Genomic DNA, 24,182 nt, shown 5'->3' with positions numbered 1-24,182 from the left:
AAGCGAAGCTCGCCCGGCCCGCTCCCACAGGGTGGGCAGTGCAGGTCATTTCAGCTCATTCCTGCCCCCCAACCCGGCCAAACCCCCGGTTTAGCGGCCCTGGCGCCCAGGGCTGTCACAGAACCGTCATTGCCCACCCCTAGCGTGCCCTCTCAGTTGCCGGGCCCAAGGCCTGGTTTTGACGGATTCCTGGGGAGGAACCACATGTACAAGCGCAGCAACACCGCCGGCATGCTCGGCTTTACGCTCACCGCCCTGGCCCTGGCGATTGCCAGTGAGCGCCTGAGCGCCGCCGAGGCGGGCAACACCGAACACGTCGAAGTGGTCGGCCAGGCCGCCAGCATCGACCAGGCGCTCAAGGAACAGCGCAGCGCCGACAGCATCAAAAGCGTGGTACACGCCGACGGTATGGCCCAGTTGCCCGATGAGAACGTCGCCGAAGCGGTGCAGCGCCTGCCGGGCATCAGCGTCGAGCGCGACCAGGGCGAGGGCCGGTTTGTCAGTGTGCGTGGCCTGGGCCCGGACCTTAACAGCGTGACCATCAACGGCACCCTGGTGCCCTCGCCCGAAAGCGAGCGCCGCGCCGTGGCCCTGGATGTGTTGCCCTCCGAGTTGGTGCAATCGCTGTCAGTCATCAAAACCCTGACCCCGGACATGGACGCCAACTCCCTCGGCGGCACGGTGGATGTGAAAAGCCTCTCGGCCTTCGACCACAAAGGCCTGTTTTACACCGGCAGCAGCGAAGCCAGTTACGACAAAAACACTGACCAGACCAGCCCGAAATTCTCCGGCGCGGCGAGCGACCGTTTCAGCCTGGGCGATGGCATCGACAACTTCGGCGTGGCCGCGGCCCTGAGTTGGCAAAAGCGCGATTTCGGCTCGGACAACGTCGAAACCGGCGGTGCCTGGGATTTCGAGCAAGGCGCGAAGTTGCAAGAACTGGAGCAGCGCGACTACGACATCCGCCGCGAACGCGCCGGTGGCGGCCTGAACTTTGACTACAAGCCCGACGACCTGAGCAGCTACTACCTGCGCACCCTGTACAGCCGCTACAAGGACAGCGAGACGCGCAACTCCACTGCCATCGAATTCGCCGACGCCCTGGGCGAGGGCGAGCGGGGCGACGCCGAGGCCAAGCGCAAGCTCAAACAACGTGAAGAAACCCAGGAAATCCAGTCCTACGTGTTCGGCGGCGAACGTATGTTCGGCCTGTGGACCCTCAGCGGCCAGGCCGGCTACAGCCGCTCCAGCGAAGACAGCCCGGGGCACATCGCCAACGCCGCGTTCGATGGCAACGACGACTTTGCCGACGCCGGTTTCAACAACCAGCACAAACCCCGGCCGATCATGGGCCAGGCCTTCTACGACCCGAGCAATTTCAGCCTCGCCAAGGTGGACTGGGAACAGCAGAAAACCACCGACACCGAGAAAAACCTGCGCCTGGATCTGGCCCGCGACTACGACTTGAGCGGCTATGCCTCCCAGGTCAAGTTCGGTGGCAAGGTCAGCCGGCGCAACAAGGACAACGACCTCGACGCCTGGGTCTACAAGGACTTCGACGAACTGGGGTTCAGTGACGAACAGCTCAACCTCACCCAGTTCAAGAAAGGCAACGTGGACTACAGCCTCGGCCGCTTTGGCCCGGGGATCAGCGCCGGCGCCATCAAGGACTTGATCGGCGGGCTGGACAAGGCCGACTTCTATGACGAGACCGAATCACGGGTCAACGACTTCAAGATCAGCGAAGACCTCAACGCCGCCTACCTGATGAACACCCTGGACATCGACGACTGGCGCTTTATCGCCGGCATGCGCTACGAGGGCACCGAGTTCGAGGCCAAGGGCACCGGCGCCACCGACGGCGAGTACCAAACCACCCAGACCAAACGCAGCTACCACCATTGGCTGCCGGGCCTGCACGCCCGCTACCAATGGGACAAAAACACCCAGGTGCGCGCGGCCTGGACCAAGTCCGTGGTGCGCCCGACCTTCGGCCAACTGGCGCCGGGCTTTGTCATCGATGACGACGAAGCCAGCTTCGGCAACCCGAACCTCAAACCGCTGGAGTCGAGCAACCTGGACCTGGGCATCGAGCACTACATGGGCCACGCCGGCACCGTCTCGGCGTTCGTGTTCTACAAGGACATCCAGAACTTCGTCTACAACACCGACCTGGCCGGCACCGGCGCCTGGGCCGACTTCTCCGAGGCCCATAGTTTTGCCAACGGCGACAGCGCCAAGCTCTATGGCCTGGAGTTGGCCTACTCGCAGAAATTCGACTGGCTGCCGGCACCCTGGAACGGCCTGCTGTTGGGCGCCAACGCCACCTTCAGCCGCTCCGATGCGCAGATCGAAGGCTTCGATGCGGCCAGCGGGCGCACCCTCAAGCGCGACATCGACCTGCCCAGCCAGTCCGACACCGTGGGCAACCTGATGCTCGGTTGGGAGGACGACAAGCTGAGCCTGCGACTGTCGGCCAACTACAAGTCGGCCTACCTCTATGAACTGGCCTCGATCAACGACAAGGCCCACGACCTGTCGGTGGACTCGCAGACCTTCGTCGACTTCAGCGCCCGCTATGCGTTGAGCAAAAACCTGCAAGTGAGCTTCGAGGCGCAGAACCTCACCGACGAGTCGTACTTCGTTTACACCGGCCACCGCGCCTACAACGGCCAATACGAAGAGTACGGCCCGACCTACAAGCTCGGCCTGACCTTCACCCACTTCTAAGCCATGGCGCGCCGGCCCGTTGCCGGCGCGCCCCGGGATGCACCCTAAGGACTTTGCCCGTACATGAGAATTTCGTCGTTGACCCGCCTGGCCGCCCTGATCGGCCTCGCTTGCACCCAGGCCCTGGCCGCCGAGCCGAGCCTCACCCTGCGCCCCTGGGCGCCCAACCTCGACGCCCAGGCGTTGAGCTTTTTGCCCGCAGGCACAGGCGACGCACGCCTGGCCGCCAGCGAGCGCGACGGCTTGCTGTTGCTCGACCCTCAAGGCGCCACCCTGGCCCAACTCAAGGGCTCGTTCACCTCCCTGGACAGCCGCGCCGCCGGCGCCCAGGTGCTGGTGGCCAGCCTCGACAACGCCCGCCAGCAAGCCATGCTGGTGGGCCTGGACCCCGCCACCCGCACCTGGGGCGAGCCGCATTACCTGCCGGCGCGGGACTTTGCCGTCAATGGCCTGTGCCTGTACCGCGACGACGCCGACAACCTGCTGCTGTTTCTGGTAGGCGAGGAGGGCAAGGGCGAGCAGTGGCTGGTGGGCCACGGCGCCAGCCTCAGCCCGCAACCACAGCGGGTGCGCGGCTTGCCGCTGCCACCCGAGGCGCAGTTCTGCCAGGTGGACGACGGCGCCAACCGCTTGCTGGTTAATGAAGAAAACGTCGGCTGGTGGGCTTACCCGGCCCATGCCGAAGCGGACGTGTCGCGCAGTGCCGTGGCCATGATCGCGCCCTTTGGCGATATCAAAGGCGCGGCGGGGGCCCTGGCCCTGGTGCCGGGCGGCGTGCTCGCCCTGGACCCCAAAGCCGCGCGCCTGCACCTCTATCAGCAACAGGGCCAGGCCTGGGCGGCCCGCGCCAACCTGGCGCTGCCGGGCCTCAAGGAACCGGAGAACCTCGCCCTGCGCGCCAACGCCAAGGGCCTGCAACTGCTGCTGCGCGACGATGACAGCGGCCGCCTCTACGAAGGCCAATTGAACTGGCAGGCCCAGGCCAGTGCCCCGGACCCGGTGCTGCCCAGCGTCGCGGCCCAGGTACAAAGCGAGCCGGTGGGCCGCCAGGGCGATGCGGCGGACGACCCGGCGATCTGGATTCACCCCACCCGGCCCGAGTTGAGCCGCGTGCTGGGCACCAACAAAAAGCAAGGCCTGCTGGCCTATGACCTGCAAGGCAAGTTGCTCCAGGATTTGCCCGTGGGGCGCCTGAACAACGTCGACGTGCGCCCAGGTTTCAAGTTGGGCGAGGAGACTGTCGACCTGGCCGTGGCCAGCAACCGCGACCACAACAGCCTGAGCCTGTTCGCCATTGACCGGCGCAGCGGCGAACTGCGCGAGCTGGCCCAGGTGCCGACCCCGCTCAAGGCGATTTACGGTATCTGCCTGTTCCAGCCACCCAGCGGCGAGATCTACGCCATCGCCAACGACAAAGACGGCACCTTCCTGCAATACCGCCTCAGCGCCCCCGGTGCGGTGGTCAAGGGCGAATTGGTGCGCCAGTTCAAGGTGGCTTCCCAGCCCGAAGGCTGCGTGGCCGACGACCAGCGCCAGCGCCTGTTCCTCGGGGAAGAAGACGTCGGCGTGTGGGCCGTGGACGCCCGCGCCGACCAGCCGGCAACGTTAACCAGCGTCATCAAGGTCGGCCCGCAACTGCACGCCGACGTCGAAGGCCTGGCCCTGTACCAGAGTGATAAGCGCGACTACCTGGTGATTTCCAGCCAGGGCAACGACAGCTACCTGGTGCTCGACGCCGAGCCGCCGTTCGCCTCGCGCGGGGCCTTTCGCGTGGGCCTCAACGCCGCGCTGGGCATCGACGGCGCCTCGGAAACCGATGGCCTGGAAGTCACCTCGGCCAACCTGGGCGGCGCCTGGAGCCAGGGCATGCTGGTGGTGCAGGACGGGCGCAAACGCATGCCGGAGCAGGCGCAGAACTTCAAGTTCGTGCCCTGGGCCGAGGTCACCCAGGCCTTGCATCTGCCCTGAGCCGCGCTGTCATCAACCCGTCATCCCAATTTCATCCAATCCCTTCAGGGCCAGCGCTGTTCGCTGGCCCTGAAGGCAGCAGACAAGGAGTTTCACCATGCAGGCAACACTGGAACACATGACGATCTGGGGGCTTATCAGCGACGCCAGCCTGTTGGTCAAAGCCGTGATGCTCACCCTGTTGCTGGCCTCGGTGCTCAGTTGGTACCTGATAATCCAGCGCGGGCGCGTGCTGCAACGCCGCGAGCGGCAGATGAACGCTTTCGTCCAGCGTTTTCGCGCCAGCCCCGAACTGTTACCGCTGTACCGCGACAGCTTGGGCGCGGACGAAGGGCAGGGTGGCGTGGCGCCGATTTTTGTCGCCGGGATGCAGGAGTTCAACCACCTCAGCCACCAGGGCGGCAACGACGCCGAGGTGGTCAGTGAAGGCGTGGAACGGGCCTTGTACGTGGCCATCAGCGAGCAGGAATTGCAGCTGGAAAAGGGCCTGCAGTTCCTCGCCACCGTGGGCTCGGTGAGCCCCTATATCGGCCTGTTCGGCACGGTCTGGGGGATCATGAATTCATTCCTGGGGCTGTCCCAGGTGCAGCAGGCCACCCTGTCCACCGTGGCGCCGGGCATCGCCGAAGCGCTGATCGCCACCGCCATCGGCCTGTTCGCGGCGATCCCCGCCGTGATCGCCTACAACCGCTTCGCCGCCCGTGGCCAGACCCTGCTGACGCGCTACTACGCCTTCGCCAATGAGCTGCAAGTGCGCCTGCACCGCAAGCTGCATGGCGCGCCATTGAACCTGGCCGCCGTGGCCTGAGGAGAATACCGATGCTAGTCAGGCCGCAACGCAAGCATGGGCCCAAGGCCGAAATGAACGTGGTGCCCTACATCGACGTGATGCTGGTGCTGCTGGTGATCTTCATGGTCACCGCGCCCATGCTCACCCAGGGCGTGAAGATCGAACTGCCCAAAGTGGCGAGCCAGGCCCTGGCCAACGACAACCCGCAGCAGATTCTCACCTTGTCGGTGCAGGCCGACGGCGGCTACTACTGGAACCTGGGCGGTGAACTCGACACCCAGAACCGTACCGACAGCGCCGTGGCCCTGGACGAGATGCGTGAGAAGGTCGCCGCTGTCGTCGCCGCACGGGCCGATACCCAGGTCTACATCCGCGCCGATCAAGACGCCGGTTACGGCCGAGTGGTGGCGGCCATGGCCGCGTTGCAGCAGGGCGGCGTGACCCACTTGGGCCTGGTCACCGAGGCCCCGCAATGACCAGCCTGGCCTTGTATGCCCCAACTTCGACCCTGGCCATGGCCGGCGACGGCCACCGCGCGTTCTGGAGCAACAGCCTGGCGGCGACCCTGGCCCTGGCGCTCCACGGCGCGGTGCTGGCGCTGCTGGTGTACGGCTGGGCGCCGGACAGGGGTTATGCCGAGATAAGGCAAAAATTAGGACATTCGTTCTGCAAGATATTGAACTAAAAGGAAATTTATTGAGTTCTTGATTGCTGGTCATCCCCCGCCTGACTAGCCGTCTATGCTGATGTTTTGCCTTACTTGGGGGATGAACTCAATGGCTTCGGTGGAAAGGACAGCCTACCCGCTCTTGCCCAGTCAGTTGCCAGCTAAGGAGCTGCATCGATGCTATTCCCTGTCTGATTCAGAGATCGAATGGGTCAATAACACCGCTAAGAGTCCAGCGCTATCGATTGGGCTGGCAATCCAACTAAAGGTGTTTCAGCAGCTACACTATTTTGTTCCGTTCGAGGAGCTTCCTCAGGAGCTCATCAGTCATGTCCGACAATGCCTTCGCTACGGCGCACGAATAGCTCCGCGCTACAGCAACCCCCGCACCCTTTACCGACACCAAGCGGCGGTTCGGCAGTACCTGCAGGTTACACCCTTCTATAGCAGCGACGGGCTAGCGATCACTGAGGAAATCGCACGTGACTGCGCTGTAGTGCTTGAGCAGCGAGTCGATCTCATTAATGCCATGCTTGATGAGCTGATTCAGCGTGGCTATGAGCTTCCGGCTTATTCGACGCTCAACAACATCGCAGAAACCGCTTTGGCGAGTGCTCAGGAAGTTACCTTCAACCTGATCGTGCTCCGAGCGCCAATCGAGGTGATCTACAAGCTAAAGGAGCTGCTCGACACGGATTTCGGGCGTCGGCAGAGTGACTTCAACGCACTCAAGCAGGCACCCAAGAAGCCTTCCCGCAAGCACCTGGAGGTGTTGATCGACCACCTGGCGTGGTTAGAGAGCTTCGGAGATCTGGATGCCATTCTTGAGGGGGTCGTCGATGCTAAGATCCGCCACTTCGCCACCCAAGCCGCCGCGTCGGACGTCGCCGAGCTGAAGGACTGCTCGCTGCCGAAACGCTACACACTGATGCTGGCCTTGATCTATCGGATGCGGGTGCGAACTCGGGATCACCTGGCCGAGATGTTCATCCGACGGATTTCGACGATCCACAAACGCGCCAAGGAGGAGTTGGAGCAAATCCAGGCGCGGCAACGCCAGAAGCTGGAGCAACTGGCGGCCACCCTGGATGGCGTGGTGCAGATTCTTGTTCAGGAACCGGATGACCAGGAGGCTGGCAGTCTGATCCGGGAATTCCTCTCTCCCGATGGCAACCTGGATCGGTTGCGCGAGACTTGCGCCGAAGTCCAGGCTACGGGCGGTAACAACTACCTGCCGCTGATCTGGAAGCACTTCAAGTCCCATCGCTCGCTGTTGTTCCGTCTGAGCCACCTTCTTCAACTGGAACCCACGACTCAGGATCGCTCACTTATCCAGGCGCTTCAGCTCATCCAGGACAGCGAAAATCTACACCGCGAGTGGATCGACGAGCATGTCGACTTGTCGTTTGCGTCGGAGCGCTGGGTTAAGGTCGTGCGTCGTCCTGCCAGTGAAGGGCCACCTACCAACCGGCGCTATCTGGAAGTCTGCGTGTTCTCTTACCTGGCCAGTGAGCTGCGCTCGGGTGATATGTGCGTGCTGGGGTCGGAATCTTTCGCCGACTACCGTAAGCAGTTGCTGCCCTGGGAAGAATGTTTCCATCGTCTACCGGCCTACTGCGAAAAGGTGGGGCTGCCTGGCACGGCGAAGGAGTTTGTCGCCTCCCTCAAGATTCAGCTGGAGGAAACCGCGCAGCATCTGGATGAAAAATTCCCTTCTTGCCGAGGTGACGTATCGATCAATGAAGCCGGCGAACCGGTGCTACGCCGAGTGATAGCGCGGGACATCCCGCCTTCGGCCATCTCGCTACAGACGGCGCTTATGCAGCGCATGCCGGCCAGGCACGTGCTCGACATCATGGCCAACATTGAGCATTGGATTCAGTTCACTCGGCATTTCGGGCCGATGTCCGGCAACGAGCCAAAGCTCAAAGAACCGGCCGAGCGCTACCTGATGACGATCTTCGCCATGGGCTGCAACCTTGGCCCCAACCAGGCCGCACGGCATCTGGCCGGTAATGTCACGCCGCACATGCTGTCCTATACGAATCGCCGCCATCTCTCGCTTGAGAAGTTAGACAAGGCTAACCGCGAGCTGGTGGAACTCTATCTGCAACTTGACCTGCCCAAGCTCTGGGGCGATGGCAAGGCGGTGGCCGCGGACGGTACGCAGTTCGACTTCTATGACGACAATCTGCTGGCCGGCTACCACTTCCGCTATCGCAAGATGGGGGCCGTGGCGTACCGACACGTGGCCAATAACTACATCGCGGTGTTCCAGCACTTCATCCCGCCTGGTATCTGGGAGGCAATCTATGTGATTGAGGGGTTGCTCAAGGTCGACCTCAGCGTCGAACCCGATACGGTGTACTCTGACACCCAGGGCCAGTCGGCCACGGTGTTCGCCTTCACTCATCTGCTGGGCATCAATCTGATGCCGCGTATCCGCAACTGGCGCGACCTGGTGATGTGCCGGCCAGATCGCGGCGTTTCGTATAAACACATCAACCGTCTGTTCACCGACACCGCCGACTGGCACCTGATCGAAACCCACTGGCAGGATCTGATGCAGGTCGCGTTGTCAATCCAGGCCGGCAAGATTTCCTCACCTATGCTGCTGCGCAAACTTGGCTCCTACAGTCGGCGCAACAAGCTCTATCATGCCGCGCAAGCGCTGGGCAGCGTGATCCGGACGATCTTCCTACTCAACTGGATCGGCAGCCGCGAGTTGCGCCAGGAAGTCACCGCCAACACCAATAAGATCGAGTCCTACAACGGCTTCTCTAAGTGGCTGTCCTTTGGCGGTGACGTGATCGCCGAAAACGATCCGGACGAGCAACAGAAACGCCTGCGCTACAACGACATGGTGGCCTCGTCGGTGATCCTGCAGAACACCGTGGACATGATGCGCATCCTGCAGAAGCTCGCCCGTGATGGCTGGCAGTTCACTGACGACGACGTATCGTTTCTCAGCCCCTACCTAACCAGCAATGTCAAACGTTTTGGGGAGTTCAACCTGAAACTCAAACGCCCACCGGAACCCTGGATCAAGGATTCCATTTTCCAGCAGGCTGCGGGATCAATGCGTGCGAAACAGATGTCTGACAGCAACGTTGAGGTGACGAACTGATGCATATCCCGCCAGCTTCGTTCCGCGTGACACCTTATGGGGACGTCGATACCAAGGTACTCGACTCTCTGCGTGCAAGCTACGACACCGCTCAGTTGCTCAACTTGGTCGACCGGCTGGATGCCTGCCTTGCTGAAATCGGAGGGGTCGGCAGCATTCGAGAAGACTTCCTACGCCTGCATGGCATGGCCATGACGGTACTGGAAGGTTTCCCCCTCACTGTGGCTACCAGTGATGTCGACAGTATTTGGGCGCAGGCGATGGCCCTTCAAGAGGATATTTCTGCTTTATGTTCATGCTTGCAGGCGGGTTCTAAACACGTTGCTCCTTTGGCAGCGCTTGCTCCTGACTATCAGGACTAGACTATTCGTGCAAATGGGCTGCCGGCAGACTGAATACAATGGAGGTGCAGAGTAAAACTGATGCTGCAGGACTGACGAGTAACTCTATAGCATCGCTGTACTGTGGGGTGAATTTGACTCTGGGTAGCCGGTTTTGACGCCCTGTAGGCACGCTGCCATCCTCCCGGGCATCGGCCTAGATAAAACTACTGACGAAGCCTTCGGGCTTACATTAGCCACGAGCGGACTTGCATTAAATCTCAATGGACTCACGCTTTCTAAAAAAAACCAGAGCCACTTTCCAGAGGCAAAGATTAGTCGTCGTGACGGGTACTGACCTCTGGTGTGCAGGGGTGATCAGGCTCGGATGCCGCTCTCTTATCCGCGCGCGATATGAAGCGCTGATAGCATTCAAGGCCACAGAAGTGCACGACGTACTCGGTACCTTCCGGCGTCAGTGCGGCGTCAAGGGAAATTTCCTTGCAACATTCGCAGCAACTGATAGTGGGGGTGTCGTTTGCGTTCATGATGGGGTTTCTCCATCGTCCAAGAAAACCTAGTAACTCTTCCACACCTGCGATCGAACCTGCGCGCAGATCGACCTGCGGCTGGCAGTGCAGCAACAATTCCCAACGCTCCCAAGCCTGCCGCAACTCGGCAGCGGAGACCGCGCCGTGCTCCGAGCGGGTCACGCCCGCTTCCGAAAGGCCCGTAGAGCCGCTCTCAGGAAGAGGACGAAGAGAACCGTCAGCACGAGCGTCGCGAGGCTCCAATGCTCGCTGACGAAGGCCCCGGCCGCAGTCCCCGAGAGCAGTAATGCCAGCACCGGCAGATGGCAGGGGCAAGTGAGCGCGGCGAGCACACCCCACGTGTAGGCGTGCCAGCGGGGCATCTTGATTGATTCGGATTGGTTGGTATTACGCATGGGTGTGACCTTCGATGGCACGATGAGTCAGCCCGGCCAACTCCGTTTTCACTGCGTCTAAAGCTGCCAGCCGGGTCGCGATTTGCCCAAGCAAGCGGTCGATACACCCGATCACATCGGTACTATCGTCTGCATCGAGCGCTCGACAGAGCCGCGCCAATTCGTCGAGCCCGATACCGGACTCAAAGGCGGCACGTACGAAGCACAGCCGCGCCAGGGACCGCTCATCGAAAATGCCGTAACCGCTTTCCGTGCGCCGCGCGGGGTGCAGCAAGCCGCGCAGCATATAATCTCGGACTATATGGACACTGACGCCCGCGTCCTCGGCCAATCTGGATATGGAGTAGGCATTCATCGCCGACACTCCCGACCTTCACCGCAAACTGGGGCGCTCAGATATTTCCTTCCGGCTAGGCGCTCAGGTAGCCAGATGAGCAACGGTGCAGCTCCCAGAGCCAGTAGCAGCCACAACCTGGAGAGATGCTCGCCGTTTTGGTCAAACACATAAGCCAATAGCGCACCAACTGCGAGCAACAGGAAGTGAGGCCCCGTTATGTAGCAGTGAAGGCGGCGACAACGCGTGGCGTTGACCAGGCAGGCGCCGCCCATCACGGCCAGCGCGGCGCCTGCTGCCAGGAACAACGCGGGGCGTCGATTAGACAGAACAATCGCTATCGTCGCCACGACGGCAGGCAGGCCCCAGAAGCTGACCAACTGCCATGTCTTGCGTAGGCTGTCGCACCTACCGAGATCGTCTGCCGTGTTGCTCATGTTTCAACCTCCCTCTCTCATTACCCTGCGCAGCAGGACAATTGTTTGACGTCTTTGTTAAAGGTCTGTGCGGCGAGTTTCAGTCCCTCGACCATCGTCAGGTAGGGGAACAACTGGTCAGCCAATTCCTGCACGGTCATACGGTTGCGGATGGCGAGTACCGCCGTCTGGATCAGTTCTCCTGCTTCCGGGGCCACAGCCTGCACTCCCAGCAGTCGGCCGGAGCCCGCTTCGGCAACCAACTTGATGAAACCCCGCGTGTCGAAGTTGGCCAACGCGCGCGGCACGTTGTCCAGGGTCAAGGTGCGGCTGTCGGTTTCGATCCCGGCGTGCTGCGCTTCGGCTTCGCTGTAGCCGACGGTGGCCACTTGCGGATCGGTGAACACCACGGCCGGCATGACGTCGAGATTGAGCTTGGCCTCGCCGCCGGTCATGTTGATTGCCGCGCGGGTGCCAGCCGCTGCCGCGACGTAGACGAACTGCGGTTGGTCGGTGCAGTCGCCGGCCGCATAGATATCCGCTGCGCTGGTGCGCATGCGCTCGTCGATCTGGATGCCGCCGCGCTCGTCCAGCTGCACGTCGGCCGCTTCCAGGTTCAGGCCCTGGGTATTGGGCGTGCGGCCGGTGGCGACGAGCAGTTGGTCGGCACGTAACTCACCATGGTTGGTGGCCAGTACGAACTCGCCGTTGGCGTGGGACACCTGGCTGGCTTGCGTTTGCTCCAGCACTTCGATGCCCTCCATACGGAAGGCCTCCGTCACCGCCGCGCCGATGGCCGGGTCTTCGTGGAAGAACATCGCACTGCGTGCCAGGATCGTGACCTCGCTACCCAGCCGGGCGAAGGCCTGCGCCAGTTCCACTGCCACTACGGAGGCGCCGATCACGGCGAGCCGCTTAGGGATTGTATCGCTCGCCAGTGCCTGGTCTGAGGTCCAGTACGGCGTGTCTTTCAGTCCTGGAATCGGTGGAACGGCCGCGCTTGCGCCGGTGGCGACCAGGCAGCGGTCGAAGGCTACGATGTGCTCGCCACCCTCGGCCAGTTTCACGCTGAGCGTGTGGCCGTCCTGGAAACGGGCGGTGCCGCGCAGCACGCTGATCGCCGGCGTGCTCTCCAGGATGCTTTCGTACTTGGCGTGGCGCAGTTCGGCGACACGGTCTTGTTGCTGCGCGAGCAGACGTTCGCGTAGGACGGTCGGCGTCATGGCGGAAAGCCCGGCGTCGAACGGGCTCTCGCGGCGCAGATGGGCCACATGCGCGGCACGAATCATGATCTTGGAGGGCACGCAGCCCACGTTGACGCAGGTGCCGCCGATGATGCCGCGCTCGATCAGGGTGACGCGGGCACCGCCTTCCACCGCCTTGAGCGCGGCCGCCATGGCGGCGCCACCACTGCCGATGACCGCGACGTGGAGCTTGTCGCCCTCTTTCCCGGCGTCAGTGCTGCTCAACCAACCCCGTGCCTTATCGAGCAGGCCAGGACGGGCTTGTACCATGGCGTCTTCGAACGCCGCTCGATACCCCAGGGCCTCGACAGCGGCCTGCATCTGCTCACGGCTTGCGCCCTCGTCGACCTTCAGTTCGGCCTTCCCGCTGGCGTAGGAAACATCCGCCCGATGCACGCCCGGAATCTTCTCCAAGGCCTCTTTCACATGCACGACACAGGAGGCGCAGGTCATACCAATGATTTTCAGTTCGGTCATTTCGTTACTCATTAGATCGTCTCTTGTCAGGTTCACTGGTTTGGCGGCGTCGGACAGGCATCCGGCCCACAACGGCGATGAGCGGGCGACACGAGATCCCATATCGACACCCCAAACATGAGGGCCAGGCCGATATAGAGCAGCCAACCGCTCCGCCAGCCATAAGCCCGCATAAAAAATACCGCTGCCAGTACCAGGGTAGGACCGATCAGGCCGAGCGCAGTCCGTCGCCACTGCCGATGATTGAGCCAGCCGAGGGCATTGACGAGCAGAGCCAGTCCAGCAAACAGAGGCAGCAGCGTGGTGATGAACAGGCCTTCCCACTGGCTCAAAAAGCCCAGACCGAACGCGGCCCCCAGACTAGCAAGGGCGGGAAAGCACATGGCGCAGCCTATGGCAGAAATCAGCACGCCGACGGAGCCGGCTTTGTCACCGATCCGCGTGAACAGATTGAGAGGATTTGCCATCGGAAGTCCCTCCTATTGCTTGACGCTGGACGGATAGCCAGCGTCCTCGGTCGCCTTAGTCAGCGCCAGGGCATTGGTCTTGGTATCGTCGAAGGTGACGATGGCCTCGCGGTTCTCGAAACTCACCTCAGCCTTGGTCACGCCATCGACCTTGGTCAACGCCGTCTTCACCGTAATCGGGCAGGCGGCGCAGGTCATGCCCGGCACCGCCAGGGTGACGGTCTGCGTGGCCGCCCAGACGGGTGTGGCGACCAGGCTGGCGAGGGCTAAGGATGCGAGCAGTTTTCTCATGGTGAACTCCTGATCAGTAGAACAAGGGAAGGATGTAGGGGAAGCCGAGCGCGACCAGCACCAAGGCCGCCACCAGCCAGTACAGCAGCTTGTAGGAGGTACGTACCTGAGGGATGGCGCAGACCTCGCCCGGTGCGCAGGCTTGAGCGGGGCGGAAAATGCGCCGGTAGGCGAAGAACAGCGCCACCAGTGCCGCGCCGATGAAGAGCGGGCGGTACGGTTCCAGCACGGTCAGGTTACCGATCCAGGCCCCGCTGAATCCCAGTGCGATCAGAATCAGCGGCCCGAGACAGCAAGCCGAGGCGAGAATCGCCGCAAGCCCCCCGGCGACAAGAGGGGCGCGCCCGTTTGATGGTTCAGACATGCATTTCTCCTTTCGAGCATTTGATCGATGGTTTAAGGTTAGTCCCGTAGTCATGTACGGAATCAAGCGGTATGAAAAACAATTTGGAAAGCCTGACCATTGGCGCTTTCGCCAAGGCGGCCGGGGTCAACGTGGAAACCATCCGGTTCTATCAACGCAAGGCGCTGTTACCCGAACCGGACAAGCCCTACGGCAGCATTCGCCGTTACGGTGAGGCGGATGTCGCCCGGGTGAAATTCGTTAAATCCGCGCAACGGCTGGGCTTTAGCCTCGATGAAGTGGCCGGGCTGTTGAGGCTGGATGACGGTGCTCACTGCGATGAAGCGCGTGTGCTCGCCGAGCAGAAGCTTGGGGATGTGCGTGGCAAGCTCGCGGATCTGCGACGGATCGAGTCAGTTTTGGAGCAACTGGTTCACGACTGTTGTGCGAGCCACGGGACTGTTTCCTGTCCGCTGATCGTTTCGCTGCATGGGGACAACTCGGGCGTTAACCGAGGATTTCCCGTTGCGTAAGGCGCCCCTGTTGGTCGGCTTGCGCTTAGAAAAAAGCGGCGCTCAATGAGCGCCGCTGAATGGCCAAAGGAGCACTTGCAAAGGGCACAGTTTGGTATTGCTATTTGCCCTCGCGCCTCAGCAGAGTGGGCTCACGTTGCATCTGGTCGAGTAGCACAGGCTCTACTTTGCAGGCGGACAGGCGGGCTGCGCTTCGCTACGGCCTGCCGCCGTGGGGCCCAGTTGCTTAATCTCCTTGACGGTTTCCGCCACCAGGGTCGCTTCAGCCCTCTCGCGTGCAGCAATTCGCTCAATCGCTCGGTCGCTCCCGCCCTCGGCCCATACGGTGGATGACAGCAGAGTCGCACCCACTACCAGCAGCAGTCTTAGGTGTTTCATAACGGCGATCTCCTCTCGGGTTTTCGATCCACGATTCAACTCTACCTCCGTAGTTAAGTACGGAATCAAGGAGAGAGGAGATGAAGGTCCTGGATTATGGCGCTGAGAGGAAATGGCAGGGCTCCGCCATGAAGACGGCGATTGCTTCAGGGCCGTCTAGGGCTGCTGCTGGGTCGTAGTCGTAAATTTTTTCGCTCATTCTGACCTCCACTCGCTGGCGAGTTTTTTAGCCGCTTCAATATCACGGCTTTGGCTGCTTTTGTCGCCGCCGCACAACAGCAAAACGAATTCATCACCTCGCTGCTGGAAATAGGGGTTGGGGGGAGCAACGGAACAGAAAGTGCACTTAAGCTCAGTCGCTGCCCCGCAAACCCTTGCAACGTCTGGATAGTTTCGAAAAACGACCGTTTTATGAAACCGTTTCCGCTATCGCGAGGAAAGGTCACCAACACCCGAAAATCAGTGCAATAAACCTTTCTCACGAATCAAAGTTCGTTAATTCGCAGTCGCTGACGAGTAAAACGAACTCTAATTCGGCTTACGTTGGTTTTCAGTTCCATTGCTCCCCAACCCCCGATGTCGCCCGGGTGAAATTCGTAAAGTCCGCGCAACGGCTGGGCTTTAGCCTCGAAGAAGTGGCCGGGCTGTTGAGGCTCGATGACGGCGCTCACTGTGATGAAGCGCGCGTGCTCGCCGAGCAGAAGCTTGGGGATGTGCGTGGCAAGCTCGCGGATCTGCGACGGATCGAGTCTGTTTTGGTGCAACTGGTTCACGACTGTTGTGCGAGCCACGGGACCGTTTCCTGTCCGCTAATCGTTTCGCTGCATGGGTAAAACGCTCTGCGTTGGCCAGTGGTTGTGAAGGGAACCAGCGGACAAGGTCTACGGCTGCCGCGGCTGTGAAGCCGCACCGGTCACCGCCGACAAACCGGCTCAACTGATCGAAAAGAGCATGGCCAGTCCTAGCGTCCTGGCGATGCTGTTGATCACCAAATACGTCGATGGTCTGCCGCTGCACCGCTTCAAAAAAATCCTCGGTCGTCACGGCGTCGATATCCCCCGCCAAACCCTGGCGCGCTGGGTGATCCAGTGCGGCGAGCACCTGCAACCGCTGCTGAATCTGTCTACGAAAACAGCCCGGCGTGCCGCGTCGGCACGAAGGCCGTATTGCGGTGCAAACCAGCGATACGCGTTGGTGCTCGGACGGCTTTGAGTTCCGCTGCGAGGACGGAGCCAAATTGAGCGTAACCTTCGCCCTGGACTGCTGTGATCGCGAGGCCATCGGCTAGGTCGCGAGCCCGACCGGGTACAGCGGCGATGATATCCGCGACTTGATGCTGGAAAGCGTGGAGAGGCGCTTCGGTGATCAACTGCCCGCCACGCCGGTGCAATGGCTAAGCGATAACGGCTCGGCGTACACCGCCGACCAGACGTGCCTGTTTGCTCGACAGATCGGCTTGCAGCCGGTGACCCCCCAGTTCGCAGCCCGCAGAGCAACGGCATGGCCGAGAGCTTCGTGAAGACGATCAAGCGTGATTACGTGGCGCACATACCTAAGCCGGATCGAGAAACGGCACTACGTAACTTGGCCAATCCCTGTGATCCTGCGTGGTCGTCTTACTTTGCCCAACGTCGAGCTGCGATAGACGTGGATTGATTGCCCGGTACTAGACCATGGTGCTGACGAAAGACTTGAGCCGGATGAGGCGCGACTCTCATGCCCGGTTCTTTGGGGGCGGTGGCGCAGTAATGCGCTGCTGTTACCCGACGAAAGTGTACTTAAGCCCTACCATCTTATCTCGGCGCCATAAACCAGGACCTTCATCTCCTCCCTCCTTGATTCCGTACTTAACTACGGAGGTAGAGTTGAATCGTGGATCGAAAACCCGAGAGGAGATCGCCGTTATGAAACACCTAAGACTGCTGCTGATAGTGAGTGCGACTCTGCTGTCATCCACCGTATGGGCCGATGGCAGTTCCGATCGCCTGTACGGTAAGATGATCCAGGCCAACGAGCAATCCATGCGCGAATACGCTAGCGCCCAAGGCAAGAACCCGCCAGAAGTCACTCACTACCGCTATGGCATGAAGCTCGACATCGCCAAGGTCATTCACGTCACGTCGACCAATGGCAACTGCGATGTGATGCCTGCGCAAATGACCTACGAGGATTCGAGCGGAAACCTGCATATTCTGGAGTACCGCGTATCAGGAACGGACTGCAGGAGCCAGCACTGAGCATTGTTGACGTGTTGCTGACGGAAAAGTAATTTTCACGTCACCCTGACGTTATTTTGCATGTGGAAGTATGTAAGAAGCGCACCCGGCTATGCCCGGCGCGCTTCGGCATATACACAACCGCACAATGAAAAATCTGCCAAAACATCAAGAGCGTTTATGAACAACAAGGCCCTGTTGGGACTTTCTCAGATCGTCTTGAGCATCAGCGCTGCGCAGGCTGCAATGGCCGCCGAGGAAAAAGGCGAGGGATTCATCGAAGGCAGCAGCCTGAGCATCCTCAATCGAAATTTCTACTTCAACCGTGATTTTCGCAAAGGCCAGTCCAGCAGTACAGGAAATGGCTACTCGGAAGAATGGGCCCACGGAGTCATAGGCCGATTCGAGTCGGGCTCGGCCAGGCCGAGGACAATTACTCCAAGCTCGGCGGCGCCGTAAAGACCCGTTTCCTGGACACTGAAATCAAAGTAGGCGATGTCTTCCCTGTCACGCCTGTCGTGCAGTACGGCGATTCGCGACTGCTTCCGGAAAGCTTCCGCGGCGTCACCGCATACAACACCAGTGTCGAGGGCTTGGTGCTACAGGGCGGACGCCTGCACGCGATGAGCCAACCCAGCTCCAGCAGCATGCGGGATGATTTTGCAACCTTCTACGCAGGCGAAGTCGGCTCTCCGTGGATAGTCGGCGGTGATTACACACCCAACGACAACCTTGGCTTCAGCCTTTACACCAGTTGTCTCAAGGATGCCTGAAACCAATACTATACCGGCACTACCTGGAGCTACCCGCTTGCAGATGATGTCGCCTTGGTCGGTGGTTTGAATTACTACAAGGCCGTCGATGAGGGGAAGCAGCTCCTCGGCAGTTTTGAGAACGATATCTGGAGCGGCAAGGTCGGCCTCCGTGTCGGGGCGCACACCGGCGAGGGACGGAGACGGCCGACGTGAACCAGATCGCTATTGTGCCTTGCTATCGCCCTTCGGGGACTCCATTCCAATGTGTTGGTTCATGTTCTCCATCATTGTATTGCAGTTTTTCATCATCTTGGACATTTCCTGCATGTCCATCATCGGCATATGGTTGCCGTCCATCATGTGCATGTCCTCACCCTTATTTGTCTCGGCACTGCTTTGGGCGGGGGCTTTGGCCTGTTCGGCAAATCCCGTGGCAACAGTTCCAAGGGCTATGAAGGTAGCAAGGACGGTGTAGGTAATGGCGTTACGCATGGCGACTCTCCTCATCTACGACCTTGGTTTCCAGCCAGGCTGTGTATTGAAGAGTTGATTGCTCCACTGTCCTCCTGTTTGGCTCCTTTGGTTTGGAGGATGGTTTCAGGCGCCTGAGGTAGGCGCCTTTTTCGGTCAACAAGTCTTCGGCTTCATCGCTCTGGACTCTGCGAGCTGGCTTGACAGCACCGCGTTGTCTTGCACGAGAAGCTGCTTTTCTGTGGCCAACTGGCTCAATTGGCTTTCAGTTTGGCTTAAGCGTTCCGCCAGCAGGCTTCGCTCCCGTTCATTGACGGCCAGGTAAGTCCGCGTCTCAGCCAAACGCTGCTCACCTTGGCCATGGCGCTGCTCCAGTGCCTGATGCGACTGTTGCAAGTCGGTGAATTGAAGTAAGACGTGTTCATGCGCAATCTGACTCTGCGCGAGCGTCGCTTGCGTCGTGAGCAGGGTGCTCTCTAGACGATCATGGTCCTGCACCAGGCGTTGTTCCTGCGCCTGCAGTTCGCCCAGGCGGGTTTGCTGCGCGAGCAGACGCTGCCGGAGCGCTGCCAATTCGTGTTCCAGGCGCTGCTGGCGTTGCTCAGTGGCCTGGCGCTCGTCGCTGCGTTGTTGCGCGACCGATGCCTGGTAGTGCTCAAACTGCTCCCGCGCTTGTTGCAGTTGCCGGGTCAGTGCGGCCGCCTCGGCGGCGCGGTCAGCCAGACGTTGTTCGAGCCCGGTCTTTTCACTGCCCAGGCTGGCCAGGGCGATCTCCTGACGCTGCAGGGTGTCAGCCAGCCCCTGGCTGCGCGTAGTGGCTACGGCAAGTGCCTGGGCCTGCTGCTCCTGAACGCTGAGTTGCGCGTCGCGCTCGACGAATGCCTGCTGCAACTGTTCCTGCAACGCGTCGGCCTCTGCCTGGTGAGCCGCTACGGCCTGCTGGAGTTGGACGGCCGCCTCCGCCTGAACTTTTTCGTACAGTCCTTTCAGCGCCAGGACCAGCTCCGCGGGCAATCCCAGTTCGGCCTGGGCCAGCGTGCCGGGATGCGCGGCTTTCCAACGCTTTAACAACGGAGCAATCGTGCTTTTGCTGCCCGTCCCACCCAGGGCGACGCGGATGCTGTCAATGGTGGGGTTGTGGCCCGCAGCCACCAGTTGGGTGGCCGCCTGGGCAACATGCAGGTAGAGGACGCCGGAACGGGCCATGAACACCTCGGATTTTTTCGTACCGTATTATGGAAAACGTAATACCTCGATTTAAGTACAGAATAGTTCAGCCGACTGAGACCGTCAGTTGACCCACGATAAGCGCGGTTATCGTGAGTTAAGTCATCGCGATCGAGGGTTGTGTCTATAATCTGCGGTACACATGGCCTAAACAGGCGCTTCGTGATGACAGCCGGCAATAATGACGAAAACCTCCCCACCAGGCGGCACGAAGAGCCGACAGTACTTGCGCGTACCCCCGGTACGCTCACCACCCCCGAACAATTGGCTGAGCAACATCAGCGTTTTCTCGCCGCCGCGACAACCGACAACACCCGGCGCACCTACCGCTCGGCCATTCGCCACTTTCTCGCCTGGGGCGGCGTGCTGCCGTGCGATGAAGCCGCGCTGATTCGTTATCTATTGTCTTTTGCGGAAGTATTGAACCCGCGCACCCTGGCCCTGCGCCTCACGGCGCTGTCGCAATGGCACCGTTATCAGGGTTTTCCTGACCCTACCGCCAGCGCCACCGTGGGCAAAACCTTGCGCGGTATTGAGCGGGTGAACGGGCGGCCTCGACAAAAAGCCAAGGCCCTGGTCCTAGAGGATCTCGAACGCATCGTGGTGCACCTGAACACGCTCGACGGACTGGCGACACTGCGGGACAGTGCACTGCTCCAGGTCGGGTATTTTGGTGCGTTCCGGCGCAGCGAATTGGTCACGCTGGAGATGCAATACCTCGAGTGGGAGCAGGAAGGTCTACGGATCACGCTGCCCCGTTCCAAGACCGATCAGGAGGGCGAGGGACTCGACAAGGCGATCCCATACGGCGACAGCATCTGCTGCCCCGCGACAGCGCTACGCCGGTGGTTGGACGCGGCTCAGATCGTTCAGGGGCCACTGTTCCGGCGCATCAGCCGCTGGGGCGTACTCGGCGAGGTGGCACTGCACGAGGGCAGCGTGAATACCATCCTGACGGCACGTGCCGAAGCCGCAGGGCTGTTGTATGTGCCCGAACTGAGCAGCCACAGTCTGCGTCGGGGACTGGCTACCAGTGCGCATCGGGCTGGGGCGGATTTCCTTGAGATCAAACGACAGGGTGGCTGGCGGCACGATGGCACCGTACACGGCTATATCGAGGAAGCTGGAGCTTTCGAGGAGAATGCGGCTGGCTCGTTATTACGACGCAAACCGTAGCCAAGGTTTGTAAGCAGGGCTGGTTAGAATCCCAAGTGGCCACCCTCTATTCTCGACCGTCCTTCCGCAGCACATGAGCAGTTCCCTTAAAAACAGTTACTTACAGAACGAATGTCCTAATTTTTGGCTTATCTCGGCACGCCCCCGGACACACCCGCGGCCGTGGAACCGACGCGGACCCTGGCCACCCAGTTGGTGATGTTGCCACCCGCAGCGCCACCCGAGGTGGCCCCGCCGGCCGCCGTGCTGCCGGCGCCAGCAGAGCCGGCCCCGGTGGCACCGGTCGCGCCCCAGGTCGATCCGCTGCTGCAGGCGCAAAAACTCGAACACGCCGCCCTGGCGCGCAAGCGGGTGGCCGAACAGAAACGCGAGCAACAGGCCCAGCAGCAACGGGCCCGCGATGCCGAGCAACAACGCCTGGCCCAACAGCGCGAAGCCCAGCAACAGCAAGCCCAGGCCGAACAGGCCCGGGCCGCCGCCGAGCGCAGCCGCCAGCAAGCCGCCCAAGCCCAGGCTGCCAGCGCCAGCCGTCAATATTTGCCGCTGAGCAAGGAGGCCCCGGACTACCCGCAACGGGCCTTGGACAAAAACCTCGAAGGCGACTGCTCGGTGGAATACACCGTCAACCCCCAGGGCCGGGTCGAAAACCCGCGGGTGCTGGAGGGTTGCCACCCGTTGTTCATCCGCCCGTCATTAGTGGCTGCGGCCACCTTCCGCTACCAGCCCCGGGTGATCGACGGACAAGCCGTGGCAGTGCCGGCGGTGCGCAACACCTTTCATTACCGCATCAAGTGAAAAGGCCCCAACACCACAACCCCTGTGGGAGCGGGCCGGCCCGCGATGGCGTACTTGAGCCTGCCATCGCTGGCAAGCCAGGCGTCTAGGGGATGTGGTGTGAAGGCTTAGTCCAGGTTCAGTCCTGGCAAAAGCGAATCCGATTGCCAAACGGGTCATGCACTTCCAAAACCCGCCCCCAACCCTGCTGAACAATCTGCGGGCGGCCATACCCATAGTGCTTGCCCAGTAGCTCATCGCGCAGCAGCTCGATGTTGTGCATGGGCACGAATATCGTCGAGCCCGGGCAAGCATCGCCGTGGTGTTCGGACAGGTGCAATTGCAGGCCATCGCGGTTGATGCCCAAGTACAGCGGCAGGCCTGCCTCGAAGCGGTGCTCGAACTCAACGCGAAAGCCGAGAAAATCCAAGTAGAACTCCCGCGCCTTGGCTTCGTCGAACATGCGCAGGATGGGAATGGCTTTATCGAACCGAATACCCGGTGTGGTGTTTTGCGTGGACAACCTCTTTCTCCTTAAGTCGAAACCTTGAGTGCTTGCCGCTCATGCCTTACTGGCGCCAACCCAACTGCGCCGAAATCCGCTGCGACGCATCCATCAACTGCTTCACATAGTCCTGCTTGAGTTCCTCGCGAAAGCGAAAGCAGGGGAATGACACGCTCATGCCGCCGATGACATGACCGAAGCGGTCGCGGATCGGCGCCGCGAGGCAGCGCATGTTGTCTTCGAACTCTTCGTGGTCTTCGGCATAGCCCTGTTCACGTACCCGCGCCAGCTCCTGGCGGTACGCCTCGATGCTGACCAGGGTATTGGCGGTGCGCCGCTCAAAGCTTTCCTCGTGCAGGTGGGCCAGTAACTCGCCTTCCTCCAGCCACGCCATCAGCACCTTGCCGATGCCGGTGCAGTACAGCGGTGCGCGGCGGCCAATGCGCGAGTACATGCGCAGGTTGTATTTGGAGTCGATCTTGTGCACGTAGACGATGCTGCCTTCGTCGAGGATGCCCAGGTGCACGGTTTCGCCGGTCAGTTCGTTGATGCGGCGCATGCCCGGTTCGGCTTCGCGCACGATGTCCAGGTGGGGCAGGGCCTGGGCGCCGAGCTCGAACAGGCGAACGCTGAGGCGGTAGCGGTCCTCGGCGTCCTGCACCACATAGCCGCGGGCCTTCAACGACTGGAGGAAGCGGTACACCGTGCTCTTGGACATGTCCAGTTGCTGTGCGATTTGCGAGACGCCGCTTTCTTCAGGGTGTTCGGCCAGGGCTTCGAGGACCGCCATGGTGCGGCCCACGGCCGAGACCAGTTCATTGTTCTGGGTGGTGCTGTTGTCCATGAAGGCTCCAACGGGAACGAAAACCCAAGGATATACGCTGGCGGATCAAAACGCTGTTTCATTTTTCTTGACGAGGGGCCGAATCTGATTAAACTCGGCCTCACGCAAGAAATGAAACGCCGTTTTAAAAAGCCAGAAAGTCCGGCAGCGTCCTGCCCTCTGGCTCATTCCAATAAGAAACCAAGGCGCGCAGTGATGACCGATACCCCCGGGCAATGCCCCCGTACCGCAACACCCGGCCCCGTGAAGGTGGCGTTGGTGGGCGAGTGCATGATCGAGATGCGCGGTGAAGCCGATGCCGTGTTCAGCCAGACCTTCGGCGGCGACACCCTCAACGCCGCCGTCTACCTCGCTCGCCTGACCTGCCGCGATGCCGTGGGTGTGCAGTACATCACCGCCCTCGGTGCCGATTCCTTCAGCGCCGCCATGCGCCAGTTGTGGCGTGACGAAGGGGTGGGCGAGGCTCATGTGCGGGTGATCGACGACGCATTGCCGGGGCTGTATTTCATCCAGACCGACGCCCAGGGCGAACGCCGCTTCCTTTACTGGCGCGGCGAAGCAGCGGCGCGGCGCACCTTTGATGGCCCCGAGGCGGACGCCGTGCTGGGCGCCCTGGCCGGCTACGACTACCTGTACCTGAGCGGCATCAGCCTGGCGATCCTCACCGTCAGCGGCCGCGAACGCCTGATGCAGGCCCTGGCCACGGCACGCCGGGGCGGTACGCGCATCGTCTTCGACAACAATTACCGCCCGCACCTGTGGCCCGACGCCGCCACCGCGCGCCAGGCCTACCAGCAGATGCTGGGCCTGACCGACATGGCCCTGGTCACCTGGGAAGACGACGCGCAGTTGTTCGGCTACGCCGATGCCGACACCTTGCTGCGGGCCTATGCCGAGTCGGGCGTGGGCGAAGTGGCCCTCAAGCGCGGCGCCGACAGTTGCCTGCTGCAATGCCCGGCCGGGCGCTTTGAAGTGCCCGCCGAACAGGTGCGGCAGATCGTCGACACCACCGCCGCCGGTGACTCCTTCAGCGCCGCTTACCTGGCCTGCCGCCTGCAAGGTGGCGCACCGCAAACGGCGGCGCGCTGGGGCCATCGCCTGGCGGCGCAAGTGGTGCAGCACCGCGGCGCGCTGATCCCGCGTGCCGCCATGCCTTCCTTTACTTGTGCCGCAGAGGTCTGAA

General features: G+C 61.3%; 23 protein-coding genes and 7 pseudogenes. 16 read left to right on the top strand and 14 right to left on the bottom strand.

From position 1 onward, the window contains the following. Window positions 1–204: 204 nt before the first annotated feature. The 7 genes from AC19YT_RS06655 to tnpC all read left to right on the top strand — a co-directional run bounded on the left by AC19YT_RS06655 (window position 205) and on the right by tnpC (window position 9,644). Window positions 205–2,730, top strand: a complete 2,526-nt coding sequence (locus tag AC19YT_RS06655) for a TonB-dependent receptor (protein ID WP_500609967.1) — start codon at window positions 205–207, stop codon at window positions 2,728–2,730. A 63-nt stretch (window positions 2,731–2,793) separates the two neighbouring features. Next, on the top strand, window positions 2,794–4,698 hold the full coding sequence (locus AC19YT_RS06650) for a phytase (RefSeq protein WP_500597842.1): 1,905 nt from the start codon (window positions 2,794–2,796) through the stop codon (window positions 4,696–4,698). Between the two features lie 97 nt (window positions 4,699–4,795). Continuing rightward, complete coding sequence (tolQ, locus tag AC19YT_RS06645; RefSeq protein ID WP_095108259.1) at window positions 4,796–5,506, top strand: protein TolQ; 711 nt, start codon at window positions 4,796–4,798, stop codon at window positions 5,504–5,506. 11 nt (window positions 5,507–5,517) lie between these two features. Next, entirely contained in the window at window positions 5,518–5,964 is a 447-nt protein-coding gene (gene tolR / locus AC19YT_RS06640) for a protein TolR (RefSeq protein ID WP_095108260.1), read from the top strand. Continuing rightward, window positions 5,961–6,173: a hypothetical protein gene (locus AC19YT_RS06635; protein WP_500609966.1), complete on the top strand. Its 213-nt coding sequence runs from the start codon at window positions 5,961–5,963 to the stop codon at window positions 6,171–6,173. The genes tolR and AC19YT_RS06635 overlap by 4 nt, the downstream gene beginning before the upstream one ends. Before the next feature lie 91 nt (window positions 6,174–6,264). After that, window positions 6,265–9,282, top strand: a complete 3,018-nt coding sequence (locus tag AC19YT_RS06630; RefSeq protein ID WP_026140367.1) for a Tn3 family transposase — start codon at window positions 6,265–6,267, stop codon at window positions 9,280–9,282. After that, window positions 9,282–9,644: a Tn3 family transposase post-transcriptional regulator TnpC gene (gene tnpC / locus AC19YT_RS06625; protein WP_017849612.1), complete on the top strand. Its 363-nt coding sequence runs from the start codon at window positions 9,282–9,284 to the stop codon at window positions 9,642–9,644. The genes AC19YT_RS06630 and tnpC overlap by 1 nt, the downstream gene beginning before the upstream one ends. A 293-nt stretch (window positions 9,645–9,937) precedes the next feature. Here the strand turns inward: tnpC and AC19YT_RS06620 are convergent, their stop codons facing one another. The 8 genes from AC19YT_RS06620 to merT are packed head-to-tail and all read right to left on the bottom strand — an operon-like array spanning window position 9,938 to window position 14,141. Continuing rightward, window positions 9,938–10,315 (bottom strand): DUF3330 domain-containing protein, encoded by a 378-nt coding sequence (locus tag AC19YT_RS06620; RefSeq protein WP_425274543.1) that lies wholly within the window; start codon window positions 10,313–10,315, stop codon window positions 9,938–9,940. Next, entirely contained in the window at window positions 10,312–10,548 is a 237-nt protein-coding gene (gene merE / locus AC19YT_RS06615; RefSeq protein ID WP_017849613.1) for a broad-spectrum mercury transporter MerE, read from the bottom strand. Before merE ends, AC19YT_RS06620 begins: the two co-directional genes overlap by 4 nt. Continuing rightward, on the bottom strand, window positions 10,541–10,903 hold the full coding sequence (merD, locus tag AC19YT_RS06610) for a mercuric resistance transcriptional repressor MerD (protein ID WP_017849614.1): 363 nt from the start codon (window positions 10,901–10,903) through the stop codon (window positions 10,541–10,543). The genes merE and merD overlap by 8 nt, the downstream gene beginning before the upstream one ends. Further along, complete coding sequence (locus AC19YT_RS06605; protein ID WP_017849615.1) at window positions 10,900–11,319, bottom strand: hypothetical protein; 420 nt, start codon at window positions 11,317–11,319, stop codon at window positions 10,900–10,902. The genes merD and AC19YT_RS06605 overlap by 4 nt, the downstream gene beginning before the upstream one ends. 20 nt (window positions 11,320–11,339) lie before the next feature. Then, complete coding sequence (merA, locus tag AC19YT_RS06600; RefSeq protein WP_031633059.1) at window positions 11,340–13,019, bottom strand: mercury(II) reductase; 1,680 nt, start codon at window positions 13,017–13,019, stop codon at window positions 11,340–11,342. A gap of 32 nt (window positions 13,020–13,051) precedes the next feature. Next, window positions 13,052–13,486 carry an organomercurial transporter MerC gene (gene merC, locus AC19YT_RS06595; RefSeq protein ID WP_003131881.1) on the bottom strand — a complete coding sequence of 145 codons (435 nt, stop codon included), beginning with the start codon at window positions 13,484–13,486 and terminating at the stop codon, window positions 13,052–13,054. Between the two features lie 12 nt (window positions 13,487–13,498). After that, entirely contained in the window at window positions 13,499–13,777 is a 279-nt protein-coding gene (merP, locus tag AC19YT_RS06590; protein WP_003131880.1) for a mercury resistance system periplasmic binding protein MerP, read from the bottom strand. A 13-nt stretch (window positions 13,778–13,790) separates the two neighbouring features. After that, window positions 13,791–14,141 (bottom strand): mercuric ion transporter MerT, encoded by a 351-nt coding sequence (merT, locus tag AC19YT_RS06585; RefSeq protein ID WP_017849617.1) that lies wholly within the window; start codon window positions 14,139–14,141, stop codon window positions 13,791–13,793. A gap of 71 nt (window positions 14,142–14,212) precedes the next feature. On the opposite strand from merT, the gene merR reads away from it, so the two are divergent. Next, on the top strand, window positions 14,213–14,653 hold the full coding sequence (gene merR, locus AC19YT_RS06580; RefSeq protein ID WP_003131870.1) for a mercury resistance transcriptional regulator MerR: 441 nt from the start codon (window positions 14,213–14,215) through the stop codon (window positions 14,651–14,653). 162 nt (window positions 14,654–14,815) lie between these two features. On the opposite strand, the gene AC19YT_RS06575 is transcribed toward merR, so the two are convergent. Both AC19YT_RS06575 and AC19YT_RS06570 read right to left on the bottom strand, forming a co-directional pair. Next, entirely contained in the window at window positions 14,816–15,031 is a 216-nt protein-coding gene (locus AC19YT_RS06575; protein WP_017849619.1) for a co-regulatory protein PtrA N-terminal domain-containing protein, read from the bottom strand. 195 nt (window positions 15,032–15,226) lie between these two features. Continuing rightward, window positions 15,227–15,343: pseudogene (locus AC19YT_RS06570) on the bottom strand (type II toxin-antitoxin system RelE/ParE family toxin); the annotation flags it as partial. A 263-nt stretch (window positions 15,344–15,606) separates the two neighbouring features. Between AC19YT_RS06570 and AC19YT_RS06565 the strand changes: the two are divergent. The 5 genes and pseudogenes from AC19YT_RS06565 to AC19YT_RS06545 all read left to right on the top strand — a co-directional run. Continuing rightward, window positions 15,607–15,864, top strand: a pseudogene (locus tag AC19YT_RS06565) (MerR family DNA-binding protein); the annotation flags it as partial. A 43-nt stretch (window positions 15,865–15,907) separates the two neighbouring features. Beyond that, window positions 15,908–16,153, top strand: a pseudogene (locus AC19YT_RS06560) (IS66 family transposase); the annotation flags it as partial. 13 nt (window positions 16,154–16,166) lie between these two features. Next, window positions 16,167–16,621 (top strand): annotated as a pseudogene (locus AC19YT_RS06555) (DDE-type integrase/transposase/recombinase); the annotation flags it as partial. A 314-nt stretch (window positions 16,622–16,935) separates the two neighbouring features. Continuing rightward, entirely contained in the window at window positions 16,936–17,268 is a 333-nt protein-coding gene (locus AC19YT_RS06550; RefSeq protein WP_033979951.1) for a DUF2790 domain-containing protein, read from the top strand. Between the two features lie 159 nt (window positions 17,269–17,427). Further along, a pseudogene (locus AC19YT_RS06545) lies at window positions 17,428–18,188 on the top strand (OprD family outer membrane porin); the annotation flags it as partial. A 36-nt stretch (window positions 18,189–18,224) separates the two neighbouring features. On the opposite strand, the gene AC19YT_RS06540 reads toward AC19YT_RS06545, so the two are convergent. Together AC19YT_RS06540 and AC19YT_RS06535 are read right to left on the bottom strand one after the other, a co-directional pair. Next, window positions 18,225–18,494, bottom strand: a complete 270-nt coding sequence (locus tag AC19YT_RS06540) for a hypothetical protein (RefSeq protein ID WP_033979952.1) — start codon at window positions 18,492–18,494, stop codon at window positions 18,225–18,227. Between the two features lie 135 nt (window positions 18,495–18,629). Next, window positions 18,630–19,679: a DNA-binding protein gene (locus AC19YT_RS06535; protein WP_011154388.1), complete on the bottom strand. Its 1,050-nt coding sequence runs from the start codon at window positions 19,677–19,679 to the stop codon at window positions 18,630–18,632. Window positions 19,680–19,865: 186 nt separating this feature from the next. Between AC19YT_RS06535 and AC19YT_RS06530 the strand changes: the two genes are divergently transcribed. Together AC19YT_RS06530 and AC19YT_RS06525 are read left to right on the top strand one after the other, a co-directional pair. Then, the gene (locus AC19YT_RS06530; protein WP_077747747.1) at window positions 19,866–20,876 is read left to right on the top strand and encodes a tyrosine-type recombinase/integrase; all 1,011 of its coding nucleotides are present in this window, start codon (window positions 19,866–19,868) and stop codon (window positions 20,874–20,876) included. Between the two features lie 132 nt (window positions 20,877–21,008). Next, window positions 21,009–21,671: pseudogene (locus AC19YT_RS06525) on the top strand (energy transducer TonB); the annotation flags it as partial. 118 nt (window positions 21,672–21,789) lie between these two features. Here the strand turns inward: AC19YT_RS06525 and AC19YT_RS06520 are convergent. Both AC19YT_RS06520 and kdgR read right to left on the bottom strand, forming a co-directional pair. After that, window positions 21,790–22,152 (bottom strand): annotated as a pseudogene (locus tag AC19YT_RS06520) (glyoxalase superfamily protein); the annotation flags it as partial. 67 nt (window positions 22,153–22,219) lie between these two features. Continuing rightward, complete coding sequence (kdgR, locus tag AC19YT_RS06515; RefSeq protein ID WP_095108262.1) at window positions 22,220–22,999, bottom strand: DNA-binding transcriptional regulator KdgR; 780 nt, start codon at window positions 22,997–22,999, stop codon at window positions 22,220–22,222. A gap of 195 nt (window positions 23,000–23,194) precedes the next feature. On the opposite strand from kdgR, the gene AC19YT_RS06510 reads away from it, so the two are divergent. Then, entirely contained in the window at window positions 23,195–24,181 is a 987-nt protein-coding gene (locus AC19YT_RS06510) for a sugar kinase (RefSeq protein ID WP_500597846.1), read from the top strand. Window position 24,182: the final 1 nt, after the last annotated feature.

Source organism: Pseudomonas sp. MF08875 (assembly GCF_059862525.1).
The sequence above is the reverse complement of the archived record's forward strand: the minus strand, read 5'-3'. Positions and strand labels throughout refer to the sequence as shown.

Excerpts from the sequence above, each read along its gene's own strand:
- AC19YT_RS06635 (WP_500609966.1), top strand. The coding sequence starts at position 5,961 with ATGACCAGCCTGGCCTTGTATGCCCCAACTTCGACCCTGGCCATGGCC.
- merC (WP_003131881.1), bottom strand. The coding sequence starts at position 13,486 with ATGGCAAATCCTCTCAATCTGTTCACGCGGATCGGTGACAAAGCCGGC.
- AC19YT_RS06540 (WP_033979952.1), bottom strand. The coding sequence starts at position 18,494 with ATGCGTAACGCCATTACCTACACCGTCCTTGCTACCTTCATAGCCCTT.
- AC19YT_RS06550 (WP_033979951.1), top strand. The coding sequence starts at position 16,936 with ATGAAACACCTAAGACTGCTGCTGATAGTGAGTGCGACTCTGCTGTCA.
- tnpC (WP_017849612.1), top strand. The coding sequence starts at position 9,282 with ATGCATATCCCGCCAGCTTCGTTCCGCGTGACACCTTATGGGGACGTC.
- tolQ (WP_095108259.1), top strand. The coding sequence starts at position 4,796 with ATGCAGGCAACACTGGAACACATGACGATCTGGGGGCTTATCAGCGAC.
- merE (WP_017849613.1), bottom strand. The coding sequence starts at position 10,548 with ATGCGTAATACCAACCAATCCGAATCAATCAAGATGCCCCGCTGGCAC.
- AC19YT_RS06530 (WP_077747747.1), top strand. The coding sequence starts at position 19,866 with ATGACAGCCGGCAATAATGACGAAAACCTCCCCACCAGGCGGCACGAA.
- AC19YT_RS06605 (WP_017849615.1), bottom strand. The coding sequence starts at position 11,319 with ATGAGCAACACGGCAGACGATCTCGGTAGGTGCGACAGCCTACGCAAG.
- AC19YT_RS06535 (WP_011154388.1), bottom strand. The coding sequence starts at position 19,679 with ATGGCCCGTTCCGGCGTCCTCTACCTGCATGTTGCCCAGGCGGCCACC.
- merR (WP_003131870.1), top strand. The coding sequence starts at position 14,213 with ATGAAAAACAATTTGGAAAGCCTGACCATTGGCGCTTTCGCCAAGGCG.
- merT (WP_017849617.1), bottom strand. The coding sequence starts at position 14,141 with ATGTCTGAACCATCAAACGGGCGCGCCCCTCTTGTCGCCGGGGGGCTT.
- merA (WP_031633059.1), bottom strand. The coding sequence starts at position 13,019 with ATGACCGAACTGAAAATCATTGGTATGACCTGCGCCTCCTGTGTCGTG.
- AC19YT_RS06650 (WP_500597842.1), top strand. The coding sequence starts at position 2,794 with ATGAGAATTTCGTCGTTGACCCGCCTGGCCGCCCTGATCGGCCTCGCT.
- AC19YT_RS06575 (WP_017849619.1), bottom strand. The coding sequence starts at position 15,031 with ATGAAACACCTAAGACTGCTGCTGGTAGTGGGTGCGACTCTGCTGTCA.
- AC19YT_RS06510 (WP_500597846.1), top strand. The coding sequence starts at position 23,195 with ATGACCGATACCCCCGGGCAATGCCCCCGTACCGCAACACCCGGCCCC.
- tolR (WP_095108260.1), top strand. The coding sequence starts at position 5,518 with ATGCTAGTCAGGCCGCAACGCAAGCATGGGCCCAAGGCCGAAATGAAC.
- merP (WP_003131880.1), bottom strand. The coding sequence starts at position 13,777 with ATGAGAAAACTGCTCGCATCCTTAGCCCTCGCCAGCCTGGTCGCCACA.
- AC19YT_RS06630 (WP_026140367.1), top strand. The coding sequence starts at position 6,265 with ATGGCTTCGGTGGAAAGGACAGCCTACCCGCTCTTGCCCAGTCAGTTG.
- merD (WP_017849614.1), bottom strand. The coding sequence starts at position 10,903 with ATGAATGCCTACTCCATATCCAGATTGGCCGAGGACGCGGGCGTCAGT.
- AC19YT_RS06655 (WP_500609967.1), top strand. The coding sequence starts at position 205 with ATGTACAAGCGCAGCAACACCGCCGGCATGCTCGGCTTTACGCTCACC.
- kdgR (WP_095108262.1), bottom strand. The coding sequence starts at position 22,999 with ATGGACAACAGCACCACCCAGAACAATGAACTGGTCTCGGCCGTGGGC.